Source organism: Flammeovirga yaeyamensis, assembly GCF_018736045.1.
Classification (GTDB): Bacteria; Bacteroidota; Bacteroidia; order Cytophagales; family Flammeovirgaceae; genus Flammeovirga; species Flammeovirga yaeyamensis.
In genome coordinates, this window is the sequence record NZ_CP076132.1 from 416848 (window position 1) to 434171 (window position 17324).

Sequence of the window (17324 nt, forward strand, 5' to 3'; positions counted from 1 at the left end):
GTAAGTGAAGTGACTTCAGTTACAGCCTAAAGTATTGTACCTTTAAATTGCAAAAAATAATCCAAATTGCACTTACGTCCTTTAATTTTTAAAGACAGCACTAATCCAATTATCTTTTTCTAGATGAGAAGCATAGGTTAAACCAAATTCTGCAGCTCTTTCTTTAATTATTGGTAGGTCTTCTGAGTAGAAACCACTAAGTAATAAATGTCCACCATCTGTAATAAGACTTTGGTAAGTAGACATCTCTTCTAACAAGACATTTCTATTGATGTTCGCAAGGACAATTTCATATTTATCCAGCTTTTCCATCTCACTAACAGTACCTACTGTAACGCGAATATCAACATTGTTTAGTTTAGCATTTTCGAGTGCATTTTCACACGACCAATCTTCAATATCGCAAGCATCTACTTGTTTGGCTCCTAGGATTTTAGCCATTACAGCAAGTATGCCGGTACCACAACCTAAATCGGCTACATTTTTACCACTATGATCAATAGAAAGTTGGTTTCTAAGCATCAATGTAGTTGTTGCATGATGCCCCGTTCCAAAAGACATTTTTGGAGTGATAATGATTTCGTACTTGTACTTTGGATCTTTCTCATGGAAAGAAGCACGTATTTGTAAATCTTCAGAAATTTCTACTGGATTGTAATGACTTTCCCATAGCTTGTTCCAGTTTTGTTTTTCTTGTTCCTCAATGCTGTAAGTCATTTGATCATCAAAAAAACTCAACGCCTCATTTACTTCTTCTTCTTGGTATAATGTGCTTTCTATTGAAGCTTCAAAACCAGTTTCATTTTCTAAGAAAGCGTCGAAACCAACATTTCCTAGAATCGCTTGAAGAACCTCGCTCAATTCTTCCTCACATTTAACTTTGATGACCGTGTATTTCATTATTTAATTTCTGATATAATTGACAAATGAGTAGGCATATGGAGATTTTTCTCCTTTTGGGTATTCAAATCTAGATATTTCTGTGTATTCTTCGCAAGAAATTTCAGGAAAGAATGTATCTCCTGTAAATTGATCGTGAATTTCTGTAATGTACAGTTTATCAGCCAATTTAATAGCTTCTTGATAAAGCACACCACCACCAATAATAAAGACTTCATTTTCTCCTTTTTGGCGAGCGTATTCAATCGCTTCTTCCAACCCGGAAGATAAAACTCCACCTTCATAAGGCTGATATTCTTTATTTCTTGAGATGACAATATTTAACCTGTTGGGTAAGCATTTCCCGATAGACTCATGGGTTTTTCTGCCCATTATCACACAATGTCCTGAAGTAACTTTTTTAAAATATTTAAGGTCTGCGGGTATATGCCAAATAAGTTGATTGTCTTTCCCTATCACATTATTTGCTGCCTTAGCAACAATGATAGATATTTTCATGATTCTAATTTATTATTCTGTATAAGCGACAATGATTAATTAAATCTTGATTACGCTTTTGATTTTTGAAAAAATAGTATTCGTTACCCTACGATGTAGAATATAATTGTAATTGATTTTGTTTGAGTGAAAGTTTTTCAACAAAATCAGATTTTCACAATCTCCGATGAATTAAAGTTTATCATTTATAAGCCACTTAACGGTTTGATTTTTAATGCACTTTTAGTAAATGATAAATATAGCTAGAGTTTTCAAAAATCTAACTGTAAATCAATTTATCTTATGGAAGAAGTTCGACAAAAATAAGAGAAAGACTTGAATTTTTTATCAATTATATGAAAAGGTGACTTGTAGTAATCAATTATAGAATGTAAATTACTGTATAGCTCGAATTTGATACTCATTTAATTTAATTTCAAGTTCTTCTAAAGACCCTAAATCATCTGATAATACGTTAAACAAAACTCACTTGAAAAAGAAATTCTACAAAATAATACTCTTGTTTCTATTCGCATTACCATTCAATAGTTATGCTCAATTCCCTGTGGAAGAAGAAGATGAGTATTATGAAAAAGAATGGGCATTTGGTGTAATGATGAACACTTACGGTGGTTTCATTGGAGGTGTTTCTATTCGTCATGCCCGTAATTACTTTTATCGACATAAAATTGAACAATCCCTTGGTCAAGGTAGTGGAAAAACAAAGGTCTCAACTGGTACCGTTGGAAAAATCGAAAGAGAAGGGAAGTACCACTCTTTCAATTTAGAAATACTTAGTATCCGACATCCTAAGGAACAAAAAAGAGCTGCATCACCAACAGGAGATGGAGTGGTATATGGTAAAATGAATAGATTATATGCTATTCGACCAATGTTTGGTAAGGAGTGGATTTTATTTAAAAAAGCTAGAAAACAAGGTGTGCAGGTAAATGTTATTGGTTCTGCAGGTCCTTCAATTGGTGTGATCGTTCCTTACTTAGTGAAATACAACAAGGATGGAACCACTCAATCGGCTCAATTTGATCAAGATGATTACTTAACCAATTTTACCTCTATTTTAGGAACAGCTTCTTTTGGTGAAGCTTTATCTAAAGCGAGTGTTACTCCAGGTTTAGCGTTTAAAGCCTCTCTATCTTTCGAATTTGGAATGAGCAAAAGGAGTATTACTGGTATTGAAGCCGGTATTATTGGAGATGTCTATGCTAAAAAAGTGAAAATTATGGCAACAGATGATAATAGAAACTTCTATTCTGCTATGTTCTTAACTTTCTTCTTCGGTAGTAGAAAATAAAGTAATTCATTATTCATTAACTTTACTCTAGATTCCATCGTAAAATTATCTGATTGGAGTCTTAATTAAGATCCTTTTTAACTCAAACCATTAAATTAGAATTAGCGAAACTCATGAAAATCAACAAAGTCTTTGAAAATAACAAAGAATGGGTGAAGTCCCATTTAAATGTCGATGATAAGTATTTTGAAAACTTGGCGAAAGGTCAAAGCCCAGAAATTCTTTACATAGGATGCTCAGATAGTAGAGTAACTGCAGAAAGTATGATGGGGGCTAACCCAGGTGAAGTATTTGTTTTAAGAAATATTGCAAATACGGTATCCAATTTAGACTTATCTGCATTATCCGTAATTAATTATGCAGTCGACCATCTAAAAGTAAAACACATTGTAGTGTGTGGTCACTATAGTTGTGGAGGTGTAAAAGCGGCAATGACGGCAGCTGATTTAGGAACTTTAAATCCTTGGTTAAGAAACATAAGAGATGTGTATCGTCTGAATGCAGAAGAGTTAGATGCTATTACAGATGAGGATAAAAGATACGACCGTTTAGTAGAATTAAACGTAGTTGAAAATGCTATTAATACCATGAAAACTCCTGAAGTTCAAGCTGCAATGAAACGTGGTGAAATTGAGGTTCATGGTTGGGTATTTGATATTAAAACCGGAACTATTATTGACCTTAAAGTAGATTTCAAAAAAGTATTTGATAAGGTCGAAAATATTTATGATCTAGGTTAATTAATTTACCTAGTATATTAAAAAAGAGGTATTCTTCATCAGAATACCTCTTTTTAATGCTCATTACCTTCATAGATCCACATAGGAATCGTTTCACCTGCTTTTTGAAATCCGACTTTCTGATAAAATGCCTCAGCTTCTTTATCTGCTGTAAGCATTTGCATATGAAACCCTTTGTAAATCTGAAGTAACTTATCAACAATTTTTTTTCCAATCCCTTTTCCTTGATGATCCGGATGAACAAGAAGATGTGGGAAATACACCACCAAGTATCCATCTGATATTGCATTGCCAATTCCCACCAATTGATCATCTTCCCAAGCAGATATCAAAGAATGAGAATTTCTAAGTGCATTATGTAATTGCTCTGGCTTTTCTGCTGCACTCCATTTATTGGCTTTATAAAGTTTAATAATTTGATCTTCAGGAATATCTTTTGAATTTGAAATAGTGATTTCCATAATAAGTTAATACGGTTTTTTATCTAGCTGCTTTAAAACTCTTTTGTCTCTAGAGTATACATCCTCATAAAAATGAATAGATTCCTCAGGACCTAATATCGCCGTGAAATACATTAGATAAACGGTAGGCCTATGCATAATAATGACCCTTTTGAGTTCGCCTTCTTTTATGATTTCATTGATCTTTTTCTCCGTATACTTCTCGTCTTCTAAAAGAATCGAAGCTAATTTTACAGGTTGATATACTCGAATACAGCCATGACTAAATGCTCTAGTATTTCTACTAAACAGATATCTTGATGGCGTATCGTGTAAATAAATAGAATATTTATTTGGGAATATAAACTTGACGTGTCCCAAAGCATTTCCTGGTCCAGAACCTTGGACAATTGTATATGGAAAGTTGTTTGTCTTTATGGACTTCCAATCAACTGTAGTTGCATCGACGATCTTATTATAACGATCATACAATTTCATGTTATTCCTAGAAAGGTAATTGGCATCCTTTTTTAATTTAGGAAGCATTTCTTTAGAGGCAATACTGTAAGGAACCGTCCAAGTAGGGTTGATATCTATATAGCTTAATTTAGCTTTAAAAACAGGTGTTTGATGATAAGGCTTGCCAATAATCACCTTTGTTTGATAATACCAAGAGTTATTTTTATGTAGGTATAATTCGAAACTAGGGATGTTTACGAAGATAAAATTATCCTTCTCTTCATGATTAATCCAACGTGTTCTTTCTAAGTTGATCCTCAGCGTATTGATACGGTCATCAATAGATATGTTCAATGCTTTTTGAGTCGCTTTCCCTACCTGTCCATCTTGAACCAATCCATACATTTTTTGAAACTTGATGACAGAATTCTTTAAGTTTTCATCAAATACTCTGGAAAGTGTATCTAAATAAGACACCTTTACCCAAGAAGAATCATAGTAAGGGATGGGAGAATAAGGAATTACAGATCGAATTGTATCAATCTCTGGATTTATTGATGGAGAATTGACGACAGTTACACCTTCTGTTTGTGTTCTTAGAAGAGTATCTATTTTTAGAACGGTAGTGTCATACCTAAAAAGTGTATTTGTGGTTGCTAAACGTTTTCTTAAAAATGGGATTTCATCATTTTCATCTCCGATTTCTAAATTCTCCATTTTAGGAAGTTTATGCCAACCACCGTTTTCTTTAATTTTTCGGAATTCGAATAATGATTTTTTTAACCCAAGGTATAATTCGTTTTTTGGTTTAAGCTGCTCAATAGCTTCCTTGATAAGATGACCTTGTATTGGTTCCAAGAACAACTCCACTCGGTCGCCATCAAATTCTTTGGAGTCGTAGTTCCAAGTGGTTGATATAGATTCAGGTTGAACCTTTCCCCATATTAAGTGAGAAGATAATAAAACTCCAGCATCTGTAAGTAGAATATCTAATTGGGCCTGTTCTCTAGGTGATCTTGGGTTTTTATCAAGGAGCTCATTAATAATCTTCAAATGATAATGTTCTGGATTTAATCCATCATGATAAGCTTCTTGAATGCAATACAATAGATCGTTGATATTGCTAGTATCACTCCATATTTCCTGATAGTCTAACCTATTATACATTAATGGCATTAAACTATCAGAAAAAACGGTGAATTGAGGGTCTTCTTTAAGTGTGGTAAGTATATTTTTTATTTCATTTTGAACGGTGTTTTGAGCGTTAAGCTTATTAGAAGTTAAGCTTAACGCCAAAAGAAATAAAATGCTTAAAGAGTAGAGTCTAGAATAAGTAGAAAGTGGTTTGTTCATCAATTTAAAATTTTGATGTTATTCTTCAGTGATGATTTTATGATACCTATTAATGTTTTCTAAACATTTTTCAAGTGTTGTAACAGCTTGATTAATATCATCCATTTCAATACCTGAGGTAATCTCTAAAATAGCAGTTCCAGCAATTCCTAAAACTTGGTCTTTAAGGTCTCTAGCTCTTCTCGTTAAATAGACTAACTTAGATCTTTTGTCGGTTGGATTAGGAACTCTAGTCACTAGATTGTTTTTTTCCATATTGTCGATAAGACTGGTAATACTCGCCCTATTTTTCAATAAAAAGTTAGCAAATTCTTGCTGAGCTCTTCCATCTTTTTCCCAAAGCATTACAAGTACATCCCATTGCTCCCTTGAAATAGGTAAGCTTTCTTTCTCAAATGCTCTTCCTAAAGTGTAGTTTCCTAGTCTAGAAGTTTGTGCAATTATTTTAGTGAGGCGTCTTCTTTTTTCCACCTCTTCTCCCATAAGGTTACTCATAGCGATATTTTTAGAGTAGATTGATTTTTTATAAAGTAGCCAATAATTGAAATATAATATAGACTACAAAAAGGTATTCCCTTTTATGGTAAACTGATATGTTAAACAGCCAATTTACAATATTGTTTGTGTTTAACCAAAATAAGAAATTGATATTAATTAAAAGATGAAAAAATAAAATAGATGAATAATTGAGTTTAGTTCGAGGAGAAAATCAAAAAGCAGACATATTATTTAGTGTATTTGTACTACTTAAGACAAAATGACATTGTTTTATTGTTATTTTTGATTAGAGCAAGACAAAATGACATCTATTTTCAATTGGTACACTCATTGTCTAATTCGAATTGAATTTGAATTTAAAATACACTAAAAATATTTATAGAAATGAGCATCAATAATGTTTGTTATACTCCAAGAAATAAAAGGAGATTTGTAAATAATATGAATCAAGATTTACAAAAAAATATTCCAGTAAACATAATAGAAAATGATAAGGAATATATAGTGGAGTTCATTGTACCAAAGTATCAAAAAGAAAACTTTTCAATTGATATAGAGGATAAAGTACTATCGGTGAAATACACTTCAGCTAAAGATGAAGATACTAAAGAGGAAGTGAAATATATTTCAAATACATATCAAGTAGTTGATTTTGAAAAGAAATATAAATTACCAAAAGATGTAAATTATGAAGGATTTAGTGCTTCATTTAATGAAGGTATTTTATTAATTAATCTACCAAAATCAGAAGAAAAACAACCTATTAATATCGAAATAAAATAATAAAAGTCATGAGATATACAGTAAATAACCACCCAACATCATTATTTTCATCATTGTTTAACGATGTAGCCAATGTTCTTGATAATGTTAGTGTTCCTAACAATCAGGTACCCGTAAATATTTTAAAAACGGAAGAAGGATATACGCTAGAAATCTTTGTTCCGGGTATTAAGAAAGAGGAAGTAGCTTTGTCTGTAGACGATAATAAATTGAAAGTTGCTTACAAATACCAAGAGGATAAGGAAGTAAAATACCTTAAAAGAGAGTTTGTAAGAAAAGACTTCGAAAGAGTTTTTGATCTTCCAAATACTGTAGATGTAGAAGCGATTCAAGCGAATTTTGATCAAGGTGTTTTAACGATTTCACTTCCAAAAAGTGAAAAAGCAGCCAAGAAAACGATCGAAATTGTTTAGTTCTAGAAAATTTCAATAAAATTTTAGCCAACTTGATTATTCAAGTTGGCTTTTTTTATTAATCCATCCCGAATTCTGTAAATTGCAATTTGTAAATCTAAATACTAAGAATATTACGATTAATTGGTAATGCTTATATTTGGTTTGTACTTTTTGATAAAAGACGACATGTCTAAATATCAATAATTTGTACTTTTTTCAACGGTTAAAAAAATGACATTTTTGTCATCAACTATGAAGCGACTTTATACAGTTCTTTTTTGTCTAATTTTTTCATTTCAAGCATGGTCTCAAGATGGACCTGGAAAAACTGAAGCCGAACATTACGCTTATGCAAAGAAGTTAATAGATCAAAGGAATTATCAGCCAGGAAAAACAATCTTGGAGAAGATGATGACTATGAAAAATGCTTCATTACAGCCCTATGCTTTGATGTTAATGGCTCATGCTAATTATGAAGAAAAAAATTATACAGAAACAGTCAAAAACTTAGAGAAAATAGAAACTTCTTACCCAAATTGGGAGAACAAAGAAGAAGTAAACTATTTGAAAGGTTGTGCTTTGGTGAAATCTGGAAATTTAGATCAAGCATTGGTTTCTTTTAATAATGTAAAATCAGAAAAGTATCAGGATTACATTAAGACGTTCACTACACAAAAAGCGAGCGATTTAACTATTGACGAACTAAAGCCATTATCAGAAAAATATAACGATAACGAAATTCTAAAATTAGCCTTGCTTGAAAAACTTCAAGATCAACCAGAAGATCAAGTGGACAAAGCATTATTAGAACAATTGGCAACTGATTTAGGTATTTCTATCGAAAAGCATGTCATTAGAAAAACGCAACATAAAGATGTTTACAATATCGCTGTAGTTCTTCCTTTCTTTACTGAAACAACAGACGGTACTGCTTTAAGAGTTAAAAATGAATTTGTCTATAATATCTATCAAGGTATTTTGATAGCAAAGGACTATTTAGATAAAAGAGATATTCGCCTAAATATTCAAACATTTGATACCAAAAGAGATTCTGCACATGTAAGAGAAGTATTGAATCAAGAAGATTTTAAAAATATTGATTTGATTGTTGGGCCATTGTACGCCGATATGATTCCTGTTGTACAAAAGTTTTCTAGTGAGTCTGGAATTCCAATGGTCAATCCAATATCAAAAAATGATATGATTATTGAGGGGTACCCGAATTCTTTCCTTACATCTACAACATCAAAAACGATTGGTAAGTATTTAGGTACGAAACTTAGAAAAGACGAGTTAGCTAATTTAGAATTACTTCCAGAGGAAGATTCGATAAGAATAAAGGCAGACACGGTAGAAGCTTACGTTATTTTTGGTCATTCTACGAAAGAAAAGGAAATGGCCAAATCATTTAAAGAAGCGTATGAGAAAGAAGGTGGTAAGATTGCTGTTTTCCAAGAATACGATCCAGTAGATGGTTTTAATGTAGCTCAAGAACTTTTCGACCCTTTGGCTTTTGTCGATTTGGATTCTATTCAATATGTAAGAGATTCAACAGCTCATGTATTCATTTCAGTAACCAATGAAGTCGCAGCATTAAGTACAGTAAGTGCGTTGCTTTCTTTAGGTACTGTAGCCGATGTTTATGTACCAGAAGAGTGGCTGAAATTTAAACAATTAAGTTATGCTCAAATGGAATCTGCCGGAATTAATATTTTGTTCCCAAGTTGGTATAACGACGATACTTATAATGCTAAATTGTTTGTGAAAAAATATCATGAGCAATTTAATAATCAGCCTTCTGACTTTGTATTTAAAGGTTTTGAAACCATGTTTACTTTCGGTAATATCTTAAAGGAATATGGAAATGGTTTTGTGAATCCATTAAAACAAAATGAGAAATTAATGAAAGGGTATATGCAGGAAGCATTTAATTATTATGAGTCTCAAGACAATCAGTATATCCCGATTATTCAATTTATTGATGGTGATTTGAAAAATATGACACCACCTCAGTTTGAGCAGGATTATTAATTTTTGCTTATTAATAAGGATAAACAGATCCTCAGAAAAACTGTTTTATGAGTACATTTGCTTGTAAAACAGTTTTTTTGATATACAAATATCACACATCAGAATGCCTTACGTAGACGAGAGTTATGTGAAGTTCTATAACACCGAGTATTTTAAACAATATACAGAAGTGGAAGGACTGATCGATTACCTTAAAACTTTTGCAACCGAAGAACGATTAGAAAAAATTCAGGAGGTATTGCAAGGGAGAACAAATCACCTGACCGTTTTGTTGGAAGAAATTTATAAACCACAAAATGGGGCTGCAGTAATGCGTACATGTGATTGTTTTGGTATTCAACAGCTACATGTAATCGATGCTGAAGATAGATTTCAATTGTCTACAAGTGTGGCTAAGGGAGCTGCAAAGTGGGTAGATTTACATAAATATTCTTCGCTTAAATCTTCTGTTGAACATCTTAAGTCAAAAGGCTATAAATTAGTAGCGACATCTCCACATACGGATATGACTTTGGATGATTTGCCAGTAGATGAACCACTTGCTTTGATGTTTGGAAATGAGTTTGCGGGTCTAACAGATGAAGCGGTAGAAATGGCCGATTACAAAGTGAAAATCCCAATGCATGGTTTTGCAGAAAGTTTTAATATTTCTGTCTCAGCAGCTTTGGTTTTAAATCAGTTGAGTATTAAAATGCGCAAATCACCTGATATTGATTGGACCTTGAGGGATGATGAAAAAAAATTAATAGAAGGAGCATGGGTGTGTAAATCGCTCAAGTTTTTTGAAAATTTATTGAAGACCTATCCACCAAAAAAATAAATATATAATGGCTAAAGATCTTAGAATAGTATTTATGGGTACTCCAGATTTTGCTGTACCATCATTAAAAATACTAGTAGAAAACGGTTACAATGTAGTAGGAGTAATTACTGCGCCCGATAAACCTGCAGGAAGAGGTAGAAAACTACAATCTTCTCCAGTAAAAGCTTATGCAGAGGAAGCGGGTTTACATATTATGCAACCTACTAATTTAAAGGCGGAAGAGTTTCAGACTGAATTAAGAAATTTAGAGGTGGATCTTCAGGTTGTAGTAGCATTTAGAATGTTACCAGAATCTGTTTGGAGTATGCCTAAGATTGGTACGTTTAATTTGCATGGTTCATTATTACCTGATTATAGAGGTGCTGCACCTATCAACTGGGCGATTATTAATGGTGAAAAAGTAACTGGCGTAACTACTTTCTTCTTAAAACATGAGATTGATACAGGTGATGTTTTGTTCCAACAAGAAGAACCTATTCATGAAGAAGATACCGTAGGAGACGTTTACTACCGTTTGATGAACATTGGTGGTGATTTAGTGCTTAAAACGGTTCAAAAAATTGAAGCTGGCGATTATACTACAACTCCTCAGGTAATTAAGGGAGAACCAAAGCACGCACCTAAAATATTTAAGGAAACTTGTAAAGTAGATTTCTCTCAAGATACAGAAACTGTATATAACTTTATTCGTGGTTTATCTCCTTATCCAGCAGCTTGGACAGAGATACAAGGGAAAACTTATAAGTTATTTAAAGTGGGAAAAGTCTATTATGAATCCATTGAAGCAAACGAAGATGGATTTGCTACTGATAATAAAAAGTACTTCTACATTAAGACCAAAGATGGTTTTATAGAAGTAAAAGAATGGCAAATGCAAGGGAAGAAGAGAATGGCTATAGATGCGTTTTTACTAGGAACGAAGTTCTAAAAAAAATAGCACATACAATAAAAAAGAGGCATTATCTTATTAAATGGATAATGCCTCTTGTGTTTATATCAAATTGAGATTAAGATCTCAATAGTTTGATTACGGGATAAATAGCGAAAGCAGCTCCTCCTTTTACAAAAGAAATCACTTCGTCTTTCTTAGGTAATTCAACAGGTGATAGACGCACCACTTTATCTGTTGCTTCATCAAGAACTTCCACTGTTGCTTCTTTCGTTTCCTTAATCATTTCTGAAACAGTATCTACAGGGCTATCGATTACTTTTTTAGTAGTATCAAAAACTTTTTCTGAAGATTCTTTCACAAAACGGTAAGAGTCATCGATAATGTTATCCGCTTGTTCAGAATAGTGATCTACCGATTCATTAGATTTAGCATAAGCCTCTGAAGTAAACGATTTACTTTTCTCAATTGCGTTATTGATGAAGTCATTGGTAAATTCCAAAGATTTTTCAACAGCATCTTTCGTCATTTCAATAAGCTTGTTACTGTTTTCTTCTGCACTTTCTAAAGCAGCATCTGATAAGCTTTTAGCTTCTTCCATTAAGCGACCAGAAATTTCTTCGCCTTTATTAATGAATTGTACTGTTTTAGTATTTACAGTATCTAATGATTCTTTAGAGAAAGTATTAGCATCTTTTACTAAAGAATGAGAATACTCAGAAGTGTTTTCTAAAGTTTCAGCAAATTTCTCAGATCCTTTTTCAGCGGTCTCTTGTGCTTTTTGTTCCAATTCCTTAGCTGTTGATTTTACTGTCTCTGCAGCTTTGTCAACATTTTCATTCACCTTCTTAACAGCCTCAGTCGTTTCTTTTTGAACTTCTTTAGCGATTGTGTTTACTTTTTTAGTGGTGTCTTTTACAGTCGTAGTAACTGTTTTTTGAACTGACTTTGTCGTTTCTTTAACGCTTTTAGCGACTTGATCTACGTTAGGAATACTTGTTTGAGTACCTTCTGCTTTTGTTTGAGTTTTTCTAGCTCTCGAAGTAGGTTTCTTTTGAGCGGGCTTTCTCGTTCTCGGTGTAGTAGAACTTGTACCAGCAGAACTCGTACTAGTACTCTTTTTTCTTTGTTGTGCCATGGTAATTCTCTTTATAGGTTATTTTCTAATAGCAAATTTAAACATGAATGATCGTTTATTCATTATATATACGGATAAATATTTGAATTTGATGTATTTACAATAATTTTTTATCAATTACTGTCAAAAAATTAGATGAAATTTTATTTTTTTCAATCAAAAAATATTTGATAATGATATTCGATCTTCGTGAGGTTAATATCCATAGAGATAAAATATCACCTATAGAACTAAAAAAAGGTAGATAAAAAATGTTTTTACCTACCTAATTACTTGATATCAAGTTAATCTATTGTTCGTATCTCCTCGTTTATTTTGTAGGAGTAGTTTGTTTCTCTGATTCCTCGTCTACTTTATTTAAACTTTTTGTTCTTCCGAAAAGCTCTTGAGACTTATTGTTATATGCTTCCGCAGCAGCTTCAGCCGTAGGGAATAATCCTAAATCATAACGTTGTCCTTTAGAGTATAAAACTGCACGGAAAGTCTTTTTACTGACTTTAACCACACCTCTGTAACCTGTTTTGTTATGGTGGTGCTTTTGGTTTCTTCTAAGTTCAGCCATAGTTGCCCATTCTAAATTTTTCTCGCGGCAATCTAGTGCATTTCCATTCTTGATTCTTACGAATAATCTTTTTGCTGACTCTGGCTGATCAACAAATTTTTCAGCTACTAACTTATGTAAATAAATGGTGACATTTTGATATCCACCATTTGGCTTAGGGTAGTTTTTTTGAAAAAAAACATAGCCAGAAGCGTGCATTCTAAGGTTTTCTAATAAATTAAGTTGTTTGTAGTATTCGTTTGTGGTGATGAAATCGTACGCCGTACCCGACAATAAGACATGCTCATCAGCATTCTTTAGCTTAATCTTATAAAGCATTTTGATTTTGTTTTTAGATAGTAAGATGATGATACATCCAGCCCATATACACAAGCTGTGATGGTAAATTGATTGATAAGTTTTCTTTTAAAAACTAAATAAATACAGAAAGAAGTGAGTGGTGGTTTAGTAATTAACTATAGTGAATGTTAACCTAAGTTTGACTCCCCAAACTTAGGTTAATAGATAATGGTTATAGAGTTAAACTAAATTTCTTACCTACTTCTTCAAGGTCTTTTATAACTGGAGTTAACACAGGTATACCTTCTGTTCTTCTAGAATGTTCTATTTCTCTTTCAGGTGTACCAGGTATTAATACTCTTTCTTGTCCTTCTACTGTTTCAGCGGTTTTGAATCGTTGTATCCAGTTGTCCATATGAGATTTAAAGTCCTCTTTTGGTCTAAATGCATCCACACGCATTGCACCAAAGAAATGACCCAAACCTTCTCCAACAGGATCTTCGGGTAATGGTAGAAAGCTTACAAATGGAGGTGCCCAAGGTCCGTAACCTGCACCAGATAATACAGCAGATAAAATATCGACCATACTACCTAAACAAAATCCTTTGTGACTACTTCTTACTCTATCACTACCAAGAGGAAGTAAAGCACCACCACTTTTTAAAGCAGCAGCATCCGAAGATGGAGCACCATCTTTATCTTGCACCCAACCTATAGGGGCATCCTCTTGTTTACGCTGTAAGATTTCCAATTTACCATTTGCTGCAGTTGTAGTAGCAAAATCAGCAACAAAAGCAGGTTCTTCGCCTGCAGGAATTGCCATGGCAATTGGGTTGGTACCTAATAATCTTTCTTTAGAGAAAGTTGGAGATACTAATGGGGAAGCGTTTGTCATTGACAAGCCGATCATATCATGTTCTAGTGCCATCATTGCATGATAACCAGCAATACCATAGTGATTCGAATTTTTAACTGAAACCCAACCAGAGCCTACATTTTCTGATTTATCGATAGCAATTTGCATTGCTTTAGGAGCAACAACAAGTCCTAAACCTGCGTCTCCATCAATGGTGGCTGTACTTGGAGTTTCATGGATTACTTTGATGTTAGGAGTAGGGTTAATTCGCCCTGCTTCCCATAACCTTACATAACCAATTAATCTAGCCACACCATGAGAGTCGACTCCTCGTAAGTCGGCAGATAAAAGCACTTTGGCAGCTAACTCGGCATCTTCCTCTGGACAACCCATGGATAAGAACACACTTTTACTAAATGAAAAAAGCTTCTCGAACGATACTAAATTTATTGCTGTAGACATGTAAAGTATATTTTATTAAAGTAAACTGCTTATGATTTCTTTATTTTAAGAAAAAAATGAAGTAAGCATCAAATTAAAAATTGAAGATAAAAGATTTATTCGACTAATTAATCAAAGATGATTATCAAAGTATTGAAGAGGCTCTTTACTTAAGAATTATTGAAGAATTATTAAAACAAATCGTCTATGATAAATACACTTATTTCCATTTGTATCTGATAAAGAAATTATTCCTCTATCATTTACGACACAAATTTATCAACTTTATGATTTAGGTCAAACTGCAAAAAGTAAGCTGACTTCATATTTTAACAAACTGAAAAATTGTTCATGACAATAAAAGTAAATATTCTTTTAGCGGCACGTAACGAAGAGAAGTATTTAAAAAAATGCGTAGAAAGTCTAGTGCATCAAAAACTAGATGAGGATATTGTCGTGAAAATTTTAATTGGTAATGATCAGTCAGAGGATAATACTTTAAAAATTGCAGAAAATTTAAAGCATAGATATGAAGAAGTAGATTGTTATACAGTACCTAATCATAAAGACTATAAAGGTAAACTGAATGTATTACATTTTTTGTCTCAAAAAGTGGAAGGTCAGTATCTGTTATTTGCTGATGCGGATACAATTTATCCTAATAGTTGGGTGAATTTTATGCTAAAATCATTACAAAAATCCGATTTTGTTACAGGAGTGACAATTCCTAAACGAAATTCTTTTTTGGATAGATGGCAAAGATTGGAATGGATGCAGGCTCTTAAAAATCTTCAAATGCTATCTGTTTTTAATATTGGAGTAACAGCAATGGGAAATAATATGGGGATTTCTAAAGCAGCTTTTGATGCTATTGGTGGTTATAACAATATTAAAACAACAGCCGTAGAAGATTTTGTTCTTTTTAATAAGCACTTAAAATCAGGAGGGGACTTTATACAACTATTTCAGTATGAAGTGTTAGCAGAAACAGAAGGAGTAGACAGTATATTGTTATGGCTAAAACAAAGAAACCGATGGTTTCAAGGAGGAAAGAAAACTCACCCTCTTTTAATTTTTTTAAATTACATTAATATTTTAACGCTCCCTTTTTTAGTATTTTTTAGTTTGTTATGTCCTCAAATATGGTCAGTTACTGTTAGCATATTGCTTCTCAAGTTTTTAATGATGGTCATTTTTCAATACCAACTAAAAATAAAAATCGATTGGTGGATGTCGTTATTCTATGAACCAATCTACAGTTTTATGTATTTACGACTTTTTATCTATCGTTTTTCATCACCTGCTATCGATTGGAAGGGAAGACTTTATAAATCCGAATAAACTTCCCCCACATTAAAACTTATTCTTACCTTTGTCGCAATATCAATTACTTTAAAATATTCATGAAAAAGAATAAGTGTGTCTTTTTAGACAGAGATGGCGTTTTAAATAAAGACTATGTGGACTACGCTTACACCTTAGAAAAATTCGAAGTGTTGCCAGGCGTGCCAGAAGCACTTAATAAATTGAAGGATGCAGGCTTTAAGCTTGTGATTTTAACCAATCAATCCGGAATCGTAAAAGGAATTTACAAAAAAGAAGACGTTTACATTTGTCATAATGCATTGCAAGAAGCTTGTGATCATGCTATTGATGATATGTTTTATGCACCATTACACGAAAAGTGGTCAAATTCTTTGAGTAGAAAACCTGGTACTTTGATGTTCGAAAGAGCCATCTACAAGTACAATGCAGACATGGAAAACACTTGGATGATTGGTGATAAAGAAAGAGATTTAATTCCAGCAGAGAAAGTGGGTATTCAACACAGAATTCAAGTAGACAACCCATTGGTAGAAGGTTCTGTAGCTACTCATTACGCAAAAAACCTTTTGGAAGCAGTAGATAAGATTATTCTTGCTAATCAAGAGTAGATACACGAACAAATAGATAATAACCCATGATTGAAATCATGGGTTTTTTAATATATTGATTTTATTCAGACTTTAGTCTGAATAAAATTGTGGTACAACCTAATTTTGGTAAACACTTTAGTGTTTGCCAAAATCAACTTTTACCAACCCACGATTTTAATCGTGGGCCATGAAAATAGCTTTAGATTGTGAATACTTGTTACCCTAAAACAAAGTCACCAGATAATCACACAACTCCTCTAAATATTTTTTATCGGTATCATCAAAAGTTGATAATTGCTCACTGTCAATATCAAGAACTCCTAAAACCTCATTATCTTTAATTAAAGGAACAACGATTTCAGACCTAGAAGCAGAACTACAAGCAATGTGTCCAGGAAAAGCTTCAACGTCTTCCACCACAAAAGTTCTTTTTTCTTCCCATGCACTTCCACAAACTCCTTTACCTTTTTTGATTCTTGTACACGCTATAGGGCCTTGAAATGGACCTAAAATCAGTTCGTCTTCTTTCACCAAATAAAACCCTATCCATAGGTGTTTAAATGCAGTCGTTAAAACAGCACATGAATTGGATAAATTTGCTACTAGGTCAGTTTCAATCGAAGTGAGTCCTTTAATCTGTGGTATCAATGATTCGTATAATTGATCTTTCGATGTATCTGAAGGGATAAATAATTCTTCTGCCATGTTTAATTCTTGTTTAAATACTATTTTTATAAACCTGAATTTCCGAATAACAAAGGTACAAGGAATGTATAAAAAATGATATTATATAGTGTTTACGTAAGATATGATCAAAATTTAATATCAAATAAAGTACAAAGGTGGTTTAAATGTTTTATTTTTATTGATGTTGTTTCCTAAAACCTTGATGATCGAGCTAAGGTGAATACATTTTTTATTTAATAATAGCATTATTATCCTTCTTAATTATAAATGATTACTTAAGTCTAGAAGGGTAATCTATTTAATTGTTGACCTATATTCTATGAAAGTTACTCCGTTAAAAATACT

At 32.7% G+C, this 17324-nt stretch carries 18 protein-coding genes; 9 read left to right on the plus strand and 9 right to left on the minus strand.

The window, feature by feature from the left end:
• Positions 1 to 81: 81 nt before the first annotated feature.
• Both prmA and KMW28_RS01560 read right to left on the minus strand, forming a co-directional pair.
• Positions 82 to 900, minus strand: coding sequence for a 50S ribosomal protein L11 methyltransferase (gene prmA / locus KMW28_RS01555; RefSeq protein ID WP_169664777.1), 819 nt, complete (start codon positions 898 to 900; stop codon positions 82 to 84).
• 3 nt (positions 901 to 903) lie between these two features.
• The gene (locus KMW28_RS01560) at positions 904 to 1398 is read right to left on the minus strand and encodes a dihydrofolate reductase (RefSeq protein WP_066210711.1); all 495 of its coding nucleotides are present in this window, start codon (positions 1396 to 1398) and stop codon (positions 904 to 906) included.
• Between the two features lie 469 nt (positions 1399 to 1867).
• Here KMW28_RS01560 and KMW28_RS01565 point away from each other — a divergent pair, with 469 nt between their 5' ends.
• A complete protein-coding gene (locus tag KMW28_RS01565; protein ID WP_158297712.1) occupies positions 1868 to 2689 on the plus strand; it encodes a hypothetical protein in 822 nt (273 codons plus the stop codon).
• 113 nt (positions 2690 to 2802) lie between these two features.
• Entirely contained in the window at positions 2803 to 3429 is a 627-nt protein-coding gene (locus tag KMW28_RS01570) for a carbonic anhydrase (protein WP_066210708.1), read from the plus strand.
• A 53-nt stretch (positions 3430 to 3482) separates the two neighbouring features.
• On the opposite strand, the gene KMW28_RS01575 is transcribed toward KMW28_RS01570, so the two are convergent.
• The 3 genes from KMW28_RS01575 to KMW28_RS01585 are packed head-to-tail and all read right to left on the minus strand — an operon-like array spanning position 3483 to position 6176.
• Positions 3483 to 3890: a GNAT family N-acetyltransferase gene (locus KMW28_RS01575; RefSeq protein ID WP_169664776.1), complete on the minus strand. Its 408-nt coding sequence runs from the start codon at positions 3888 to 3890 to the stop codon at positions 3483 to 3485.
• A gap of 6 nt (positions 3891 to 3896) precedes the next feature.
• Positions 3897 to 5681 (minus strand): L,D-transpeptidase family protein, encoded by a 1785-nt coding sequence (locus KMW28_RS01580; protein ID WP_169664775.1) that lies wholly within the window; start codon positions 5679 to 5681, stop codon positions 3897 to 3899.
• Positions 5682 to 5699: 18 nt separating this feature from the next.
• Positions 5700 to 6176: a MarR family winged helix-turn-helix transcriptional regulator gene (locus KMW28_RS01585; RefSeq protein ID WP_169664774.1), complete on the minus strand. Its 477-nt coding sequence runs from the start codon at positions 6174 to 6176 to the stop codon at positions 5700 to 5702.
• Positions 6177 to 6563: 387 nt separating this feature from the next.
• Between KMW28_RS01585 and KMW28_RS01590 the strand changes: the two genes are divergently transcribed.
• The 5 genes from KMW28_RS01590 to fmt all read left to right on the plus strand — a co-directional run bounded on the left by KMW28_RS01590 (position 6564) and on the right by fmt (position 11139).
• Complete coding sequence (locus KMW28_RS01590) at positions 6564 to 6962, plus strand: Hsp20/alpha crystallin family protein (RefSeq protein ID WP_169664773.1); 399 nt, start codon at positions 6564 to 6566, stop codon at positions 6960 to 6962.
• A gap of 8 nt (positions 6963 to 6970) precedes the next feature.
• Positions 6971 to 7375 carry an Hsp20/alpha crystallin family protein gene (locus KMW28_RS01595; RefSeq protein WP_169664772.1) on the plus strand — a complete coding sequence of 135 codons (405 nt, stop codon included), beginning with the start codon at positions 6971 to 6973 and terminating at the stop codon, positions 7373 to 7375.
• A gap of 234 nt (positions 7376 to 7609) precedes the next feature.
• Entirely contained in the window at positions 7610 to 9388 is a 1779-nt protein-coding gene (locus KMW28_RS01600; RefSeq protein WP_169664771.1) for an outer membrane protein assembly factor BamD, read from the plus strand.
• Positions 9389 to 9491: 103 nt separating this feature from the next.
• A complete protein-coding gene (locus KMW28_RS01605; RefSeq protein ID WP_169664770.1) occupies positions 9492 to 10208 on the plus strand; it encodes a TrmH family RNA methyltransferase in 717 nt (238 codons plus the stop codon).
• 7 nt (positions 10209 to 10215) lie between these two features.
• Positions 10216 to 11139, plus strand: a complete 924-nt coding sequence (gene fmt / locus KMW28_RS01610; RefSeq protein ID WP_169664769.1) for a methionyl-tRNA formyltransferase — start codon at positions 10216 to 10218, stop codon at positions 11137 to 11139.
• A gap of 79 nt (positions 11140 to 11218) precedes the next feature.
• Here the strand turns inward: fmt and KMW28_RS01615 are convergent, their stop codons facing one another.
• The 3 genes from KMW28_RS01615 to KMW28_RS01625 all read right to left on the minus strand — a co-directional run bounded on the left by KMW28_RS01615 (position 11219) and on the right by KMW28_RS01625 (position 14397).
• Positions 11219 to 12238: a hypothetical protein gene (locus tag KMW28_RS01615; RefSeq protein ID WP_169664768.1), complete on the minus strand. Its 1020-nt coding sequence runs from the start codon at positions 12236 to 12238 to the stop codon at positions 11219 to 11221.
• Positions 12239 to 12548: 310 nt separating this feature from the next.
• The gene (locus KMW28_RS01620) at positions 12549 to 13118 is read right to left on the minus strand and encodes a Pathogenesis-related transcriptional factor and ERF protein (protein WP_066210692.1); all 570 of its coding nucleotides are present in this window, start codon (positions 13116 to 13118) and stop codon (positions 12549 to 12551) included.
• Between the two features lie 193 nt (positions 13119 to 13311).
• Positions 13312 to 14397, minus strand: coding sequence for an Ldh family oxidoreductase (locus tag KMW28_RS01625; RefSeq protein WP_169664767.1), 1086 nt, complete (start codon positions 14395 to 14397; stop codon positions 13312 to 13314).
• 330 nt (positions 14398 to 14727) lie between these two features.
• Between KMW28_RS01625 and KMW28_RS01630 the strand changes: the two genes are divergently transcribed.
• The gene (locus KMW28_RS01630; RefSeq protein WP_169664766.1) at positions 14728 to 15717 is read left to right on the plus strand and encodes a glycosyltransferase; all 990 of its coding nucleotides are present in this window, start codon (positions 14728 to 14730) and stop codon (positions 15715 to 15717) included.
• A 62-nt stretch (positions 15718 to 15779) separates the two neighbouring features.
• The gene (locus KMW28_RS01635) at positions 15780 to 16310 is read left to right on the plus strand and encodes a D-glycero-alpha-D-manno-heptose-1,7-bisphosphate 7-phosphatase (RefSeq protein ID WP_066210687.1); all 531 of its coding nucleotides are present in this window, start codon (positions 15780 to 15782) and stop codon (positions 16308 to 16310) included.
• 204 nt (positions 16311 to 16514) lie between these two features.
• Here KMW28_RS01635 and KMW28_RS01640 read toward each other — a convergent pair whose 3' ends face one another.
• The gene (locus tag KMW28_RS01640; RefSeq protein ID WP_169664765.1) at positions 16515 to 16997 is read right to left on the minus strand and encodes a GAF domain-containing protein; all 483 of its coding nucleotides are present in this window, start codon (positions 16995 to 16997) and stop codon (positions 16515 to 16517) included.
• Positions 16998 to 17324 lie beyond the last annotated feature (327 nt).